We start from the raw sequence: 16,964 nt of genomic DNA on the forward strand, positions 1-16,964 counted from the left end.
CCCCGGCCCGGCACCCGCGCCCGCGCCCGCCCCGGGAGCAGGCGTCGGAACCGGTATCGGTGATGCTGCGACCGGCATCGGCAACGGAGTCGGCGGTCTGGTCGACGGCGTCGGGAACGGAGTCGGCGGCGTGGTCGGAGGCCTCGGTAACGTCGTCGGTGGTGTCGGCAACGTGGTCGGTGGTGTCGTCGGCGGCGTCACCGCGCCGATCCGCTGACCGGACGGCTTTCGATGAACCGTGACAGCGGCGCCGAATCGTCCTACATCGCGGGACTTTTGCGCGGCATCGACCTGACTGCATCGCCACTGCGCCTGTTCGTCACCGGGACCGACGCCAGCGCTCGGCCCCAAGTGACGAGAGCGGTACGGAAGAGAATCGAATCGGGTGACAAGCCCGTGGTCACCGCAGTCACGCTTGACGCCCCGGTCGATGCGATCGTGGTGATCGCGGACGCGCAGGCTCTGACCTCCGACGAAATCCGCGCCCTGAACGAGCTGGTTCACCGTGACGACCTCGGAGTTGTCATCGCCTCCGATCGGATCGATCCCCCACTCGCACCGATCTATTCGAACATCTCGAGTTTCGGCACCGTCCTTCATCTGAACCCGTTGAACCGATCCGATATTCGGAAGATCGCCGCAGAGCGAAGAGTTCCGCTCGACGACCGTGCCGTGCTGGCGCTCGAGCACCTTGCCGGAGGTTCCTTCGGGGCCGTCGAAGCGTATTTCGCCGCCGCCTCGGCGGGCCGCCCGGAAGTGGCGACAGCCGTACGCACACACATCCTCCATCAGGTCACAGCTCTGCATCCGATCGAGCGGGAGATCCTCGAGGTTTCACTCGCCGTCCCGGACATCGACGCCTTCGAACTCGATCTGGGACAGGAGAAGTTCAGCCTCACAGCGGCATTCGACCGAGCACTGGCGACCGGCCTTTTCGGTTCCCGATCACCTCTCGTCGCAAGCGTGCTGTCCGAGACGACCAGCACCGCGCGCATCCGCAGCGAGCTGATCAGAATCGTCGAATCACGCGCGCACGCGCGAAATCTCGACGTCGACACCGCGCGAAAACTTTTCGACTCCGGCATCCGCCACCGCGACCTCACGGCCGTACTACGAGACGCAGTCGACGGCAGCACACCGGCGGTCGCGGCAGATCTCCTCCGTCGCGTGAATTCGATCGAGGCTCTCGGCCTGGCCGACACGCTTCTGTACGCCCAGGTCTCGGCTCGAAGTGGTGACCTCGACACCGCTTGCCGCCTGGCCGATTCCGTCATCGCCGAACCCGATCCCGGCAACGCGCAACTGGCGGCGGCGGTACGAATCCGCGCAGCTGCATCCGCGGCCTGCGGCCAACTCGGCGCCGCTGCAGATCTCTACACCTGGCTCGGTACGGAGCGCACCGGAACCGAATCCCCCTTCGCCGCAATCACCTTCCTCGGCATCGGCAAGGTCGACGACGCGAACGCAGCACTGACCGGAATCACCGGATCACCGTCGAGTTCCACGGTCGGCGCTGCGACCCTGGCCAACGGACTGATGCAGTCGGTGACGGGAGTCGCACCGACTGCGCTCAACACGATGTCGCGCGCGCTCTCGCTCCCCGGCGGAGCAGACACATCTGCATTCCAGCCGGATTCCGCCCCGGCACTGGTAGCTCTTGCACTCCTGCACAACGGCGCCCACGAACGGGCCGCCACTGTCGTCTCGGCCGCGATCGCCGCCGTCGACGCAAGCAGCCACACGTGGGCACGGCTCCACATCCTTCGCGCCTGGATCGCGATGGTCCGCGGGCAGGACGCGGTCCTCGAGGGCCTTCCGGACGAGGTGGTCCGCGGCCCCCTCCGCGAGCGCGACTCACTGTTTCTACACGCGCTGATCGTCGGCCTCGCTCGTCGCACCGGCGATCTCGCTCAGTTACGTCGAGCTTGGTCGGGCGCGGCGGGCGCCCTCTCTTCGTGCAGCGTAGATCTCTTCAATCTCCTCCCCGTCGGCGAACTGTGGCTTGCCGCAGTGCGACTCGACGAGACCGAGCAGGTCGAGCATCTGGTCGACGACGCGCGCTCGCTCCTGCGCGCACTCGGTGAGCCGCCGCTGTGGTCTTCGCCGCTTCATTGGTACGGCGTCCAGGCATCGATCCTCGCGCAGTCACCCGCCGACCTCCTTCCACATGCGCACGCACTCGCGGAATCAGCCAAAACCCACACGTACGCAGCCGGTTTGGCGACCGCAGGCCGCCAGTGGCTCCTCCTCCTCCAGGGCAGCGTCGACGCCGACGATGTCGAAGCCGCGGCGCGGACGCTGAGTCGGATCGGACTCCCCTGGGACGCAGCCCGCCTCGCCGGCGAAGCAGCGCTCCGCACACCGGACACCAAATCGGCGACGGCATTGCTCCACGTCGCGCGCTCGCTACGCACAGCGTCGACAGCCGAGACGAACGGAACCGATTCGGCCGACAATGCGGCGCCACCGTCGGTACTGACCGAGCGCGAACAAGAAGTTGCCGAACTCGTCGTCGTCGGCCTGACGTACCGGGAAATCGGCGAACGTCTCTACATCTCCGCCAAAACCGTCGAGCACCATGTCGCACGCATCAAGCGTCGCGTCGGCGCGCAGTCTCGTTCGGAACTGCTCACCATCCTTCGTAGCATGACACCGGCGAACAAATAGTTAGCTGAATATTGTCCGGACGGTTGCATTTATCCGTTCAAGTGATAGTTTTCACAGGAATCAGGGCATACATGCCGAGCAAAGTTCGGTAACTGTGAAACGGGGATCGCTATGAAGTGGGGAGTCGGACTCGCCGTCGGCAACAAACAAAGCATTGCCGCGATCGCGAAACCCGACTCGGCACCAATGATCCTCGAACGCGAATCGGTGCTGCACCACGCTCCTGACGGCACCGTGCAGCTAGGTGGAACCGCGACAGGATCCGCCGGCTTGCGGGGGTTCCTCGACAGGGTCGGAACTGACGATACCGACAACTTCTCCGAGCACATGACCCGAGGAGAGGAACTCGTAGCGACAGCGATGTATTGCCTGGTCAAGGAGGTCCGGACACTCACTGACCAGAGTCTGAACATCTCCGCGGTGATCCCGGCTGGTTGGTCGAACGATTCTGTCGCCGCGCTCCGTGACGCACTCGACAGTATGGATCTCGACGGCGTCGACCTGATTCCGGAAGAGGAAGCCTCCGCGGCTTGGCTCGCGGATCCGGAGGCCGCCGACAGTGCAGCTCGCGGAGCAGCAGCGTTGGCCGCGCCTTTCGCGATCGCCCCTACCCAACCCGAACCCGAACCAACCGATCTGGCTGAGCCGGAGGGAGTCCCCGAGGAGTTTCCACCGTTCGTCCTGATCGAGCCGCAGCCGGAAAGTGACGCAAAGGTCCCGGTCGCGAAAGCACCGAGCGTCGACGGCTGGCTGAATCGTCAGTGGCAGTCGGAGCGCCGACCGATCATCGTCGCAGCAGTCGCCGCAGTCTTTCTGACGCTGTCGGGATGCGCGGCAGCGCTCGTCATCGGGCACACGTCGACGGTTCCGGCGCCTCGGATTCTCGACGCACAATCTCCCTTGTCCCCCGGCACCACGCCTGACACCGCACCGAGCCCGTCCGGCGGGGCATCGCAGTCAGCGACCTCGCTCCCATCTCAGGTACCCGCGCTCGGAGTGCGACCGACGACGCCCTGGTCACCCGAGCCGGAATCGCTCTCGCCCGACCCCTTGCCGACATCCGAGATTCCGAGGGTCGGCGTCGAAAAATCGCCGACGGGCACCGCGACCGTGCAGCAAGGTTCGCCGATCACCGTGCAGATCCCCCCACTTCGGATCGAGAATCTACCGCCGGCCGTCGGACCGCTGGATCCGGTTACCCCGGACAACCCCACCGCGACCGACCCCACGAATACACAGTCGACGCCGACACAGCCCTCCAACCCGACCGACACAACCGATCCGGTGGTTCCGAATCCCGACATGCCCGTCATGCCCGTGGCCCCGAGACCCGGAATGCCAAGTCAGCCAGAATAATTCAGCTGTCCGAGCAGAGGCGCACATTCGTTGTCGGAACTTTTCCCCTATGGTGGGTGCGGTACCTACCGGCTCGGTGCCGGGGACTTGAAGGGATTTCATGCGTAACTCGTTGGCGATCCGCACCGCTGTGGTCGGCGCCTCGGCACTACTGCTCGCAGCTCCATTCATCACGACGGCATCGGCAGAGCCCGCCTCCGATACGCAGGTCGAACAGCTCGAAGCCGATCAGCTTCCGGCCGAGTTGGTCGAGGCGATCGCACGCGATCTGAAGATCTCCCCACAGGAGTATCTGGACCGCGCCGCCAAGGCTCAGGAACTCGGCGCGTACGCCCAGGAGTTCAAGTCCGAGCGCCCTGGCGACTACGCCGGCTCGTGGATGGGACTCGACGGTCAGCCCGTCGTAGCCGTCACCACCACCGAAGCTGCTCGCATCGCCGCCGACGACGGTTACCGCACGCACGTCGCCCCTGTCTCCGCCGACACCCTCGAGAAGACGCTGGCCGACGTCAACGGTTGGATTGCCGGGCTGCCCAAGGAAATCTCACGCGCAGTCAATTCGGCGACGATCGACGTCTTGAACAACCAGGTCGTCATCGACGTCGCGAACAGCCCTGTCGGGCAGGCGCTCAATCTTCCGACCCTGCTCGAGAACACCAAGATCGTTCTCAGCCCGGACGGTGGCGGATCGGTCGAGCCCGGAGCACTCGGCGGCGACACCTACATCACGTCGACTGGCCCCATTCGTGAGACGCCGACCGAGAACATCTCGGTCTGCTCGTTCGGGTTCAACGCCGTCGACGATCAGAACAATGCACTCAATATCAGTGCCGGACACTGCAATCCGGCCGAGGGCTCGAAGTCACCGGTCTACCTGCCGAACCACGCGAACGTCGACGACAGTCAGTTGATCGGCGCGTTCTCACAGTCTTCCGTCGGCAACAACTCCGGCGATCTCGATTACTCGGTCATCAAGTTCGACCAGTCGGGTATCGACGCAGGCCTCGACCGCGCTGCCGTCCGCGGCGCCAACGGGACCACCCTCGCGATCACCGGAACAGCACGTCCCGTGATCGGCGCTCCCATCTGCAAGTCCGGTCAGACGTCCTCGTTCACCTGTGGCGTCGTGGCAGCCGATCGCGTCGAAACACAACTGGTCATGGCCGACGGTGATTCACGAACCGTCCGCGGATTCGCCGGTACCGCGTGCACCCTCGCCGGGGACAGCGGCGGCGCCATCGTCTCCGGAACCTTGGCGCTGGGTATCACCAGCGGCTCCAACAGCAGCGGCGCACCGAGTTGCAACGAGGCGAACCTGGTACTGGCAACCTCCGGTGGAACCTCGAACCTGGGTATTCCGGTCGGAGACATCCTCGATGCGGCAGATCGCGCATCCGGTGGCGGTGTCGGTTCCGGTATCCGCGTTCGCACTGCCGGTTGACCAACCCCTGATTCACGCTCTGTGCCCGCCGATCTGTTCTCGATCGGCGGGCACAGTGCTGTTATCGGTCGGGATCAGCGCTGTGTGCTCATGTAACGGGTGGGAATAGCGCGTTCGAACCCATATAGTCATGGTCGACTGTGATCGGCTCACCACAAGTCCGTGAGCCGTATCCGTGTGCTCCCAGGGGGGTGGTACGCGGTCAACGAAGTGGAAAGGCCCTCATGCGAAGCTCCATCGCACGTCGTGCCGCAGTGTTCGGTTCGGCCGCGCTGCTGCTCCTCGGACCGATTACCGCGGTCGCGAACGCAGAACCGAACGAATCCGGAGTATCCGACCAGGCAGCCCATCTGCCCGTCGAACTCGCCGACGCTCTACAGCACGACTTGGCGCTGACGCCCGACCAGTTCGTCTCGCGTTCCGAACTCGCACAGAAGCTCGCGGAGTTCGCCGCCATCGCGCGCGTCCAGTTCCCCGACTCCTTTGCCGGCGTGTGGCTCGACGACCTCGGCAAGGGCGTCGTCGCTCTCGCTGACGGTCGCGACAAGGACGCCGCCCGCGAGGCCGCCGAAAAGGCCGGCTTCGAGGTCAAGGACGTCGCGCAGAGCGAGCAGGCTCTGCAGAGTCAGCTCTCGGCACTCAACTCGTGGCTCGATTCGCAGCCTGCCGAGGTCGCGGACCTCGTGCGTGGCATCGCCGTCGACGTGGTCGGCAACGGAGTTGCCCTCACGGCCGATCCGGCCGCCGGCATCGAATTGCCTGAGTTCCTGAAGCGGACCGTTGTGCACACCGCTGCTCCGCTGCTGGTTCCCCCGATCGTCGCGGACCTCATCCCCGCAACCGGATCCGCAACCGGCGACGCCGCACTGGGCGGAGACGCCTTCGGCGCGACCTCAGGCAACACCGGACTGCGTTGTTCATTCGGCTTCAACGGCACCGACGGTTCCGGACGCACGGTCAACATCAGCGCCGGCCACTGCGATCCCAACCGCGCCGCTGCCGGTACCTCGAACTCGAGCCAGGTCTTCCCGATGGTGAACAACCAGACCGGGCCCCGCGTCGGATACTTCGCCAAGAGCAGCTTCGACGGGCGCGACTACTCGATCATCAACATCGACGACAACGCGAAGTACCGCTTCGAGAACAACAGCGTTCGGGTTCCGTTCAACCGTTCGGTCAACATCACCGGTACCGCCGATCCGGTAGTGGGCGCCCCGGTCTGCAAGGCCGGATCGACCACGGGCTTCAGCTGCGGCGTCGTCACCGGCGTCAACCGCGTCGCCAAGGTTTTGGATCACACCCTCGACAACGGCTTCACCACCAACATCTGCGTCCTGCAGGGTGACAGCGGTGGTCCCATCGTCTCCGGAACGTTGGCCGTGGGCATCACGAGTGCGTCCAATGTCGCCACCTCTCCCCTGTGCGAGATCGCGCAGGCCGAGACATTGTTCGGGCAAGAAGCACCGACGCAGTATGCGACGCCGATCAACGACATCCTCGCCGCCAATCCGGGCCTGAAGGTTCGCGACTACTGATCGCCCGCATTCCCCGAGACAGCAAAACGGGCGCCACACCTTCCGAAGGTGTGGCGCCCGTTTCGACGTTCGTGACGTCTTACCGGAAGAGCTGCTTACTGGAAGAGCTGCTTACTGGAAGAGCGTTGTTCCGGCCGGAGCGTTCAGGACCTTGATCAGATCCATGCCCGCAACGATTGCGGTTCCGCCGCCGGCGAGGATGGTACCGGCGACTCCACCGATACCGGCACCGGTGACCATGCCGGGGAGGCAGCCGATAACCAGGCCGGGCAGACCCACGATGCAACCGATGACTGCACCGACGATCGTGCCGGTGAGGCTACCGATCTGCGTGGCAAGCCCGAGCTGTGACTGAAACTTCTCGATGGCCTTCTGATCCTCGTCAGGCGAAGCAACCGGGGTGAACTCGGCAGCGACCGGCTTCGGCTTGGAGCTGGCCGGATCCAGGTTCGGCTTGAGGGTGAGGGTCTTGCCGTCCTCACTGACGGTCTCGTCGAACGGGAACTGAACGTCCCCGAGGTTGAACGCGAGCGGCAGACTCACGAGAGTCGCGCCCTGGCTGTTCTGCAGGTCGACATGTGTTCCGTCACCCGATACCCGGAATGCCCCGGCGTCGATGGTGGTGACAACAGCCTGGTCCACGACCTCGGCGGTGTACGAAACGTCGGGTGACGTCTCCGGAGCTGCGTAAGAAGTACCTGCAGCGATGCCCGTAGCGGCAATGGTCATCGCTGCGACGGCCGCAGCTTTACGAATGAACATTTTCAATCCTCCCCGGGATCGGGCGGGCGTCAGTCGATGACTCACACCACCCGTTTCCCCTGTGCGTGACGGGCGTAACGATAACAGCCGGTCGGTTGTCCTCACCTGCTCGGAACCCGAGTTAGGGCTGCCTGACAGATGGACACCTGACGGGCACCGCCTAACGTGACGACCAGACATGTCTGCGTCTGACCAAGCCCGTCCGACGCAGAAGATTGATCTCTCCAGGCCACGAGCGGTTACCAGCCGGTACCTACAGGCTGGTAATGCTAGTTACTGGCGGGTAACATAACGCAGGTTAGTATCAGTGGGCTGTCCCGAGGTGGCCGACGCGTCGCCCTGAAACGAAAGGCCGCGACATGAATGCCCTGACGATTACGTTGGGCACGATTGGTGCTCTGCTGAGCTTGGTGTGTTGGTACATCTTCCTCTCAGGCGCGCTGAGGATGTTCAACACCGTGCGCATCGGCCAGTCGGCACCCGATCGATGGCGCCCGTTCTTCCCTCGCTTCAAGCAGATGATCATCGAGTTCATCGCGCACACGCGCATGAACAAGTTCCGCAGCGTCGGCTGGGCCCACTGGCTCGTCATGGTCGGCTTCCTCGGCGGATTCCTTCTTTGGTTCGAGGCCTACGGACAGACGTTCAACCCCGAGTTCCACTGGCCCATCTTCGGTAACACGTGGGCGTGGCACCTGTGGGACGAGATCCTGGGCCTCGGCACCGTCATCGGTATCACCACGCTGATCGTGATCCGTCAGCTCAACCACCCGCGCCTGCCCGCACGCCTGTCCCGTTTCGGCGGCTCCAACTTCAAGGCCGCTTACGTCATCGAAGGCATCGTCCTGCTCGAGGGCCTGGGCATGATCATGGTCAAGGCCGGCAAGATCGCCACCTACGGTCACGCCAACCCGTGGACCGACTTCTTCACCATGCAGGTCGCAAAGCTGCTTCCCGCCAGCCCCGTCATGATCTCGGTGTTCGCGTTCGTCAAGCTGATGACCGGCATGATCTGGCTCGCCATCGTGGGCCGCAACATCACGTGGGGCGTCGCGTGGCACCGCTTCTCGGCGTTCTTCAACATCTACTTCAAGCGTGAAGACGACGGCACCGTCGCGCTCGGCGCGGCAAAGCCCATGATGTCCAAGGGCAAAGTCCTGACGATGGAGAACGTCGACCCCGACACCGACACTCTCGGCGCCGGAAACATCGAGGACTTCTCCTGGAAGGGCTGGCTCGACTTCACCACCTGCACCGAGTGCGGGCGTTGCCAGTCCCAGTGCCCTGCTTGGAACACCGGAAAGCCGCTCTCCCCCAAGCTGCTCATCATGTCGCTGCGTGACCACGGCTACGCCAAGGCCCCGTACCTGCTCGCCGGTGGACGCAAGGACATGGGCGGCGACGAGATCGGTCTCGTCGACGCCGAAGGCAACGTCAAGGAAGCCGCACTCGCAGCCATCCCCGAGGCAGCACGCCTCGAGGCAGACCGCAAGCTCGTCGGTGAAACCGTCGAAGGTGAGATGGCCCCGGTCATCGACGCCGAAACCCTGTGGAGCTGCACCAACTGCGGCGCCTGCGTCGAACAGTGCCCCGTCGACATCGAACACGTCGACCACATCATCGACATGCGTCGCTACCAGGTCCTGATCGAATCGGAGTTCCCCTCCGAACTCGCCGGCCTGTTCAAGAACCTCGAGAACAAGGGCAACCCCTGGGGCCAGAACTCCAAGGACCGTCTCAACTGGATCAACGAGATGGACTTCGAGATCCCCGTCTTCGGCAAGGACGCCGACAGCTTCGAGGACTACGAGTACCTCTTCTGGGTTGGCTGCGCCGGCGCCTACGAAGACCGTGCCAAGAAGACCACCAAGGCCGTCGCCGAACTCCTTGCCACCGCGGGAGTGAAGTTCATGGTCCTCGGCGCCGACGAAACCTGCACCGGCGACTCCGCACGTCGTGCCGGCAACGAGTTCTTGTTCCAGCAGCTCGCAATGCAGAACATCGAGATGCTCAACTCGGTCTTCGACGGTATCGAGCAGAAGAAGCGCAAGATCGTCGTCACCTGTGCGCACTGCTTCAACGCTCTCGGCAACGAGTACCCGGAGGTGGGCGGCGACTACGAGGTCGTGCACCACACTCAGCTGCTCAACCGTCTGGTGCGCCAGAAGAAGCTGATCCCGGTTGCATCCGTGAGCGAAGACGTCACCTACCACGACCCGTGCTTCCTCGGACGCCACAACAAGGTCTACGACGCTCCCCGTGAACTCATGGAAGCGTCAGGCTCCAAGCTCGTCGAAATGCCGCGCCACGGCGAACGTTCCATGTGCTGTGGCGCCGGTGGCGCCCGCATGTGGATGGAAGAGAACATCGGCAAGCGCATCAACGTCGACCGCGTCGACGAAGCGCTCTCCACCAACCCCAAGAAGATCGCCACGGGTTGCCCGTTCTGCCGCGTCATGCTCACCGACGGCGTCACTGCCCGCCAGGAGCAAGGCCAGGGCGAAGGCGTCGAGGTCGTCGACGTCGCGCAGCTGATGCTGAACTCCGTCACCCGCCTCGATCCCGCCCAGCTCGGCGAGAACATCAAGGTGATCCCGCGTGAGAAGGCACCGGTCGCTGCCGAGGCAAAGGCTGAGACCGTCGAGCAGGATCGGGTCGCCGAGGTCGAGGAAGCCGCCGCGACTCCGGAAGCCAAGGCAGCTCCGGCAGGCAAGGGTCTGGCCATGAAGGGCCTCGCCAAAGCACCAGGCGCAAAAGCTCCCGGCGCCAAGGCACCAGGCAAGGGCCTCGGAATGGCCGGCGGGGCAAAGGCTCCCGGCGCCAAGAAGGCAGCTCCCGCTGCAAGCGCGGAAGCTCCCGCTGCCGAAGATGCTGCACCGGCCGCACCCGCGGCAAAGCCCAAGGGGCTCGGTCTTGCGGGCGGAGCCAAGGCTCCCGGCGGCAAGGGACTGCAGATGAAGGGCGCCGCCAAGGCACCCGGAGCAAAGGCCGCTGCAGCACCGGCAGCGGAAGCTCCGGCAGCGGAAGCTGCTGAGGCTGCTGCACCCGTCGCCAAGCCGAAGGGTCTGGGCCTGGCGTCCGGCGCCAAGGCTCCGGGTGGCAAGGGACTGCAGATGAAGGGCGGAGCCAAGGCTCCTGGCGCGAAGGCTGCTCCGGCTGCCGCTGCGCCTGAAGCACCTGCTGCTGCGGCTGCGCCCGAGGCGCCGACGGAGGCTCCGGCTGCCGAGGCTCCCGCCGCCCAGGCGGAAGCCCCGAAGGCTCCACCGGTCGCCAAGGCAGGCGGGCTCGGATTCAAATCGGGCGCAAAGGCGCCCGGTGCCCGGAAGGCAGCTCCGGCTGCAGCTCCCGCACCTGCTGCGGAGGCACCGGCAACGAAGACCGAACCCGTGAAGGCAGAACCCGCTGCAGACGCACCTGCCGAGGCGTCTGCACCCGCGGAAGCTGCGGCACCCGCTGCGGCGCCGCCCGCCCCCAAAGCAGGCGGACTCGGCTTCAAGGCCGGTGCAAAGGCTCCCGGCCGCAAGAAGTAAGCGCACCACTCGCGAATGCCCTCACCGTCATGGTGGGGGCATTCGCTTTGTCTGGAGCCCGAGGTCGGCCTGTCAATCTGCGACAAGCATCACCGCACCACGCGCACCACGCGCACCACGCGCACGCCCGACGCCCCTTTCCTGCTGCCGTCCGATGACGTAGCGCCCCGGAGCGATTCCGGTCGCGCCGTGCTCCGGATGGATGAGGTAAGCGGTCACCTGGGTGTCGAGCACGCCGAGTGCAAGGCCCCGAGCGTCTTTCACCGGTGTCGACCACACGCACTCCCCTACGTCTGCAACCAGACTGTGAGGGTTCCCGCCCGCCGCGCTTCGCAGCAGTTCCACTCCCGAGAGTGGAACGTCCACGGATCGAGTCCACGGTAAGGGCGTGACGATATTTGCGAGCAGCGAAAACGGGATCACGATGAGATCGCCCTGCGCTTGAAGACCGTCGACGACGGGAATGGACACTTCCTTGTCGAGATAGTCGAAGACGTCGAGGCCGGTGAGGGTGGTGAGAGCGGACAAGGTCATGTTCGAGTTCATAAGTATCACCAAGGGGTTAGAGGGTTCGAGGTTGTGTGTGTGTGAGGTTCAGGTTCGACGAACGAGGCGTGCATAGTCGGCACCGGTGATGCCGTAGGTCCAGCCGGCTGCATCCAGCGCGGACGTGAACCATCCGGGCACATGCAGTCCGTATCGCCGCCGATGCCCGTCGCGTTCCAGAGAGCCGTTGACCGCGAGCAGGATTCGCCCACTTCGGCCCCAGCCTTCCGGCGACGCGTAGAGCTGTAGCAGGCAACCGACATTGCCCGGATCATCGGTTTCGTCGACCAGTGTCAGTCCGGCGCTCTCGATGTAGGTATCCCAGCCGATGCGTTCGATCGCGCACCGACGGATCTCGACATTGCGCTCCAGTGCGATCCGTTCGGCGGTCGGGTCGAGCACCACCCAGTCGGGAACGATCGCCCCATGCAGAACGAATGCATGTGCGCCGTCTCCGAATTCAATTGCAGGGCCATCAGAATGGTGCAGTCGTCGCTCTCCCAGCGTGCTGCCCGGTATCGGTTCGCTATGCACGGCGCCGGGTCGTTCAGCCATGATGCACAGGTTGTCGAACGCCCACCACCACCCGGTCGAGTCAGCGAGTGCGGTCTGCACGTCCAGGAGTTCACGATCTTCCGAATCGAAGGTCGCGAGACCGTATCGACGGAACGTGTCGTAGTACGCGATTCGATGGGCTTCCTGCTGTCCGTACCAGGTCACTCCGCCTGCCATCGGGGTCGACATCGTTCGTATCGCGACCGCGACTCCGTCGAACAGCGTGGTGTGCAACGATTCCCAAACGGACGCCCTGATCAGGCGCTGCCTCTGCCGGCGTTCTATCTGCCAGTCAGCTTTCCGACCTTGGATACTCGCGTTCATACGTCGGCGCGATGACGCGAACATGCTCGCGATATGTCCGGACGGGCAGTCGAGTCCGGCGCCGTCGAAGGACATCGTGGTCGACAAACCTTCGGCGGCGATCAGATCCGAACCGGCACGGGGAGACGGAACCCAGACAAACTCCGGTTTCGGGAGTCCGGATCGCCGATATAGTTGCGCGACAGCAGATTCTGCAGTGGATCGATCGGCCGGACGTGTACACAAGCCGCGTTCGAGCCATACATCGCGGACTGCTTCCAGGGCCTGATTGTCTACATCGAAGATATCGATGTTCTCGGTCGATGTCGCTCGACGTGACGTCGACGAGCGAAACGGTGCGGCGCTCACGCGACGGTGGCGGTGTCCGCCTTTCCTGTAGTCATAGTTCTACAGCGTGGCACGCAAACGCTCCGGACGCAAGGGTTCCTTGAGTGTGACGCCGAGGACCGGCCACCGTTCCCCATACCGAACGCCCTATCCAGCGACGCGAAAGCGGTTCGAAATCCACGACGTTCGTGGGTTCGCCGGCCGCGTCACACACGGCCGACCGGTACCCACCGGTCGCAGCGCCGAGGACGTCCGCTGGAACGAGAAGCTCCGCGAAGACCAGCTCGGTGATGCGGGGTGGCAGGTCGGTCATTGCGGGCTTCGCACGCAGCCGCGGGGCCGTCAGCTACCGATCGCAGGCTTCCACAGCTCCAGCGTCGGGATGTCTGGTGGGGTGAACCCGAGTACCTGCCCGTAGAAGGACAACTCGGCGTTGCGTGAGCTGATGATGGTCGACTGCTTACGGAATCCGTGCGATTCACCCTCGTAGGCCAGGTAGGCGTGCGGAATACCCTTGGCCACCAGTGCATCCCGGAATCGTTCCGCCTGCGAGGGCGGCACGATCGGATCGTCGAGGCCCTGGAGCAACAACACCGGGCAGTTCAACCCGTCGACGTTGTTGAGCGGAGCACGTTCGGCGTACAGGTCGGCAGATTCCGGCAGTGGACCGATCAACCCGTCGACGTAGCGCGACTCGAAATCGTGAGTTTCCTGCACGAACAGGTCCAGTTCTGCCACCCCGAAATAGGAAGCACCACAGGCGAACACGTCGGACGTGGTCAGTGCGGCCAGAACGGTCCATCCGCCGGCAGACCCACCCTCGATGGCGAGGCGGGCCGGATCTGCGAGCCCCTGCTCGGCCAATCCGGTGACGGCGGTGACGACATCCTGCACGTCGACGACACCCCACTGACCGCGCAATCGATTACGGTACTCACGTCCGTAACCGGTCGACCCGCCGTAATTCACATCCACCACTCCGATTCCGCGGCTGGTGAAGAAGGCGTAGACGAGGTTGAGGGCCGGGGCGACGTGCGCCGTCGGGCCGCCGTGAACAAACGCGACGTACGGCGGCAGTTCGCCGTCGAGTCCTTTGTATCGCGGACTGCGCGGCGGATACGCAACGGCGTGAACTTCTCGCCCGTGTCCGTGAGCCACGACTGCTCGCGCTTCCGGAAGATATGCAGACTCGGGCAATTCTTCGACCGACGAACGGATTTCGGTCAGTTTTCCGGTACCGAGGTCCAGTTCACGTAGCGCGCCCGCCAGTTTCGCGCCTCCCGAGACGAGCAGCAACCGGTCGCCGCGAACCTGCATGAGGCCGATACTGGTGACCCCGGGGATCTCGATGTCGCGTAGTTCTCCCGACGCGGGATCGAGCACCCCCAGGGTGTCGGTTCCCACGGTGCGCGCGGTGAGAAGGTGGCCGTTGTCGAGTTCGACGAACCAGCGCGCACCGAAACGCCACTGTGGCCCACCGAAATCCGCCTCCACCGGGCAGATCGGGGTGATCTCGGCGCCGACGCGATAGATGTTCCACCAGCCGCTGCGATCGCTGATTGCGAAGAGTTCGTCGTCGGTGATCCACTCCGGTTGCAGGACCGACTCTTCGGGTCCGCCGATCAGTACAGAGTAGTCCTGAGCGACGCCGTCGACTAGTGGAGCTACGCGCAGTTCGGTACCGTCCCAGGGCATTTGCGGATGGTTCCACGCGATCCAGGCGATCTTGGTTCCACTCGGCGAAAGCCTCGGTGACGAAAGGAAGTCCGAACCGCCGACGATCGAGCGGATCTCGCCGGAACCGTCCAGCGGAATCGCGCAGATATCGCGAGTGATCGCCCCGTCCTCCGCGTGCGCTTCCCGAACCGCCCACACCTCACCGTTCACGATCTGCAGGTCTGCGTATCGCAACGCGGCCGGCGACGCCGGTTCGGGCGTAAGAGCCCGCGGAGTGACTCCTTCGAGGATGTACACCCGTTGATCGGAGAATTCACTGAAGACCAGTTTTCCGGACTCCGTGACAGTCCAGGCGCCACCGCCGTACTCGTGAACCCTCGTCCGCGCGTTCCACGGCGCCGGGAGGATGTCGACTGGTTGGTTGTCGAGACCGGATCGACGAATCGACGTCCGACCACTCTCGGTCGGACGAATTTCAGCCCACCAGATCTCGTCGCCGACGTATCGTCCGCCCTCGACAGGGTGGCCACCTGCAGCCAGATCAGCTGCTCCGATCGGAGAAGTCCACGATCCGTACGGGGCTGCAATCTGCTCGCTGGGGGTCATCGCTCGACAATAGCCAACTGGTCGCGCGACACGGTCCCCGACAATGCACTTGCACAGTGGTGGAATCATGTAACTCGTGAGCACACCAGAACCCGTCCGCCACCGTCAGCCGCAGCGCGAGCTGGAGCAGTCGTCGAAGCTCCAGAACGTCCTGTACGAAATCCGTGGACCGGTGCACGCGCATGCCGCCCGGCTGGAGGCGGAAGGGCACCGGATCCTCAAGCTCAACATCGGCAACCCGGCACCGTTCGGATTCGATGCCCCCGACGTGATCATGCGAGACATGATCGCTGCGCTGCCCTATGCGCAGGGCTATTCGGAGTCGAAGGGCATTCTGTCGGCGCGGCGCGCAATCGTGACGCGCTACGAACTGGTTCCCGGCTTCCCCGAGCTCGACGTAGACGACATCTACCTCGGCAACGGTGTCTCAGAGCTGATCACGATGACCATGCAGGCCCTCCTCAACAACGGCGACGAGGTGCTGATCCCGGCACCGGACTATCCGCTGTGGACCGCGATGACGAGCCTGTCCGGCGGTACACCCGTCCACTACCTCTGCGACGAGGCGAACGACTGGAATCCCGATATCGCCGATATCGAATCCAAGATCACCGACAAGACCAAGGCTCTCCTCGTCATCAACCCGAACAACCCCACGGGTGCGGTGTACTCGATGGAGGTTCTGCAGCAGTTGGTCGATCTGGCGCGCAAGCATCAGCTCCTGCTCCTCGCCGACGAGATCTACGACAAGATCCTCTACGACGACGCAAAGCACATCTCGCTGGCGACGCTCGCCCCTGATCTGCTGTGCCTGACGTTCAACGGCCTCTCGAAGGCCTACCGTGTCGCGGGCTACCGCTCCGGCTGGGTCGCGATCACCGGGCCGAAGGATCATGCGGCCGGCTTCCTCGAGGGTCTCGATCTCTTGGCGTCGACGCGGCTGTGCCCCAACGTCCCCGGACAGCACGCCATTCAGGTGGCCCTCGGTGGACACCAGAGCATCGAAGACCTGATCCTGCCCGGCGGCCGTCTTCTCGAGCAGCGCGACGTCGCCTGGGAGAGACTGAACATGATTCCGGGCGTTTCGTGTGTCAAACCACGCGGCGCGCTCTACGCCTTCCCTCGTCTGGATCCGAACGTCTACGAGATCCACGACGACGAGAAATTGGTACAGGACCTGCTTCTCCAGGAGAAGATCCTGATGGTTCAGGGCACCGGTTTCAATTGGCCCAATCACGATCACCTTCGGATCGTCACGCTCCCGTGGGCCCGAGATCTTGCCGTCGCCATCGAGCGATTCGGCAACTTCCTCACCAGTTACAAACAGTAGATTCTCCGGCTGAATCCGGCTGAAATCGAGTAAACAATTCGTTGTACAAATGCCCCGTAAACGTAAAACGGCGGGGCATTTGTGCGACCTTGGTCACATTTTTCGCAAACCACACGGTTTGATTGACACTTTAACTATTTAGTGACCTGCCCTGATGTGAAAACGGTCCAACCGGTACGTGATTCGTTGCGGAATTGGTAGTTGGACAACGCGCCAAATCGGTTTGAAATTGGGTACATTAGTTATCAGCACTTCGGTGCCGCGAGCACCTGGTATCCCTCCCCCCCTGTGGATACCAGGTTGGTGGC

The 16,964-nt window shown here is 63.9% G+C and carries 12 protein-coding genes; 7 read left to right on the forward strand and 5 right to left on the reverse strand.

Features of this window, described 5'->3' with window-relative positions; genetic code table 11:
* The 5 genes from G8767_RS33100 to G8767_RS33120 form a co-directional block, all read left to right on the forward strand.
* Positions 1–217: hypothetical protein (locus tag G8767_RS33100; RefSeq protein WP_206030009.1), on the forward strand; the 217-nt coding region annotated here is incomplete at its 5' end.
* A gap of 14 nt (positions 218–231) precedes the next feature.
* Entirely contained in the window at positions 232–2,667 is a 2,436-nt protein-coding gene (locus G8767_RS33105; RefSeq protein WP_166814026.1) for a LuxR C-terminal-related transcriptional regulator, read from the forward strand.
* A gap of 111 nt (positions 2,668–2,778) precedes the next feature.
* Positions 2,779–4,023 carry a hypothetical protein gene (locus G8767_RS33110; protein WP_166814028.1) on the forward strand — a complete coding sequence of 415 codons (1,245 nt, stop codon included), beginning with the start codon at positions 2,779–2,781 and terminating at the stop codon, positions 4,021–4,023.
* Between the two features lie 100 nt (positions 4,024–4,123).
* Positions 4,124–5,464, forward strand: coding sequence for a S1 family peptidase (locus G8767_RS33115; RefSeq protein WP_124567345.1), 1,341 nt, complete (start codon positions 4,124–4,126; stop codon positions 5,462–5,464).
* Positions 5,465–5,688: 224 nt separating this feature from the next.
* Positions 5,689–6,999, forward strand: a complete 1,311-nt coding sequence (locus tag G8767_RS33120) for a S1 family peptidase (RefSeq protein WP_095972486.1) — start codon at positions 5,689–5,691, stop codon at positions 6,997–6,999.
* Between the two features lie 111 nt (positions 7,000–7,110).
* Here G8767_RS33120 and G8767_RS33125 read toward each other — a convergent pair whose 3' ends face one another.
* Complete coding sequence (locus G8767_RS33125; RefSeq protein WP_050655717.1) at positions 7,111–7,761, reverse strand: glycine zipper family protein; 651 nt, start codon at positions 7,759–7,761, stop codon at positions 7,111–7,113.
* A gap of 359 nt (positions 7,762–8,120) precedes the next feature.
* Here G8767_RS33125 and G8767_RS33130 point away from each other — a divergent pair, with 359 nt between their 5' ends.
* Positions 8,121–11,291 carry a (Fe-S)-binding protein gene (locus G8767_RS33130; RefSeq protein ID WP_124567348.1) on the forward strand — a complete coding sequence of 1,057 codons (3,171 nt, stop codon included), beginning with the start codon at positions 8,121–8,123 and terminating at the stop codon, positions 11,289–11,291.
* A gap of 72 nt (positions 11,292–11,363) precedes the next feature.
* Here the strand turns inward: G8767_RS33130 and G8767_RS33135 are convergent, their stop codons facing one another.
* From G8767_RS33135 to G8767_RS33150, 4 genes are read right to left on the reverse strand one after another with little or no spacing between them, the layout of a single operon-like run.
* Entirely contained in the window at positions 11,364–11,837 is a 474-nt protein-coding gene (locus tag G8767_RS33135) for a hypothetical protein (protein ID WP_166814030.1), read from the reverse strand.
* Positions 11,838–11,885: 48 nt separating this feature from the next.
* Positions 11,886–13,064 carry a DUF6745 domain-containing protein gene (locus G8767_RS33140; RefSeq protein WP_166814032.1) on the reverse strand — a complete coding sequence of 393 codons (1,179 nt, stop codon included), beginning with the start codon at positions 13,062–13,064 and terminating at the stop codon, positions 11,886–11,888.
* A 31-nt stretch (positions 13,065–13,095) separates the two neighbouring features.
* Positions 13,096–13,356: a hypothetical protein gene (locus tag G8767_RS33145; RefSeq protein WP_166814034.1), complete on the reverse strand. Its 261-nt coding sequence runs from the start codon at positions 13,354–13,356 to the stop codon at positions 13,096–13,098.
* Between the two features lie 29 nt (positions 13,357–13,385).
* A complete protein-coding gene (locus G8767_RS33150; protein WP_166814036.1) occupies positions 13,386–15,326 on the reverse strand; it encodes a prolyl oligopeptidase family serine peptidase in 1,941 nt (646 codons plus the stop codon).
* Between the two features lie 76 nt (positions 15,327–15,402).
* Here G8767_RS33150 and G8767_RS33155 point away from each other — a divergent pair, with 76 nt between their 5' ends.
* The gene (locus G8767_RS33155; protein ID WP_003943683.1) at positions 15,403–16,656 is read left to right on the forward strand and encodes a pyridoxal phosphate-dependent aminotransferase; all 1,254 of its coding nucleotides are present in this window, start codon (positions 15,403–15,405) and stop codon (positions 16,654–16,656) included.
* Positions 16,657–16,964 lie beyond the last annotated feature (308 nt).

The sequence above is a fragment of the Rhodococcus sp. IC4_135 genome (assembly GCF_011602025.1).
GTDB classification, from domain to species: Bacteria; Actinomycetota; Actinomycetes; order Mycobacteriales; family Mycobacteriaceae; genus Rhodococcus_F; species Rhodococcus_F baikonurensis.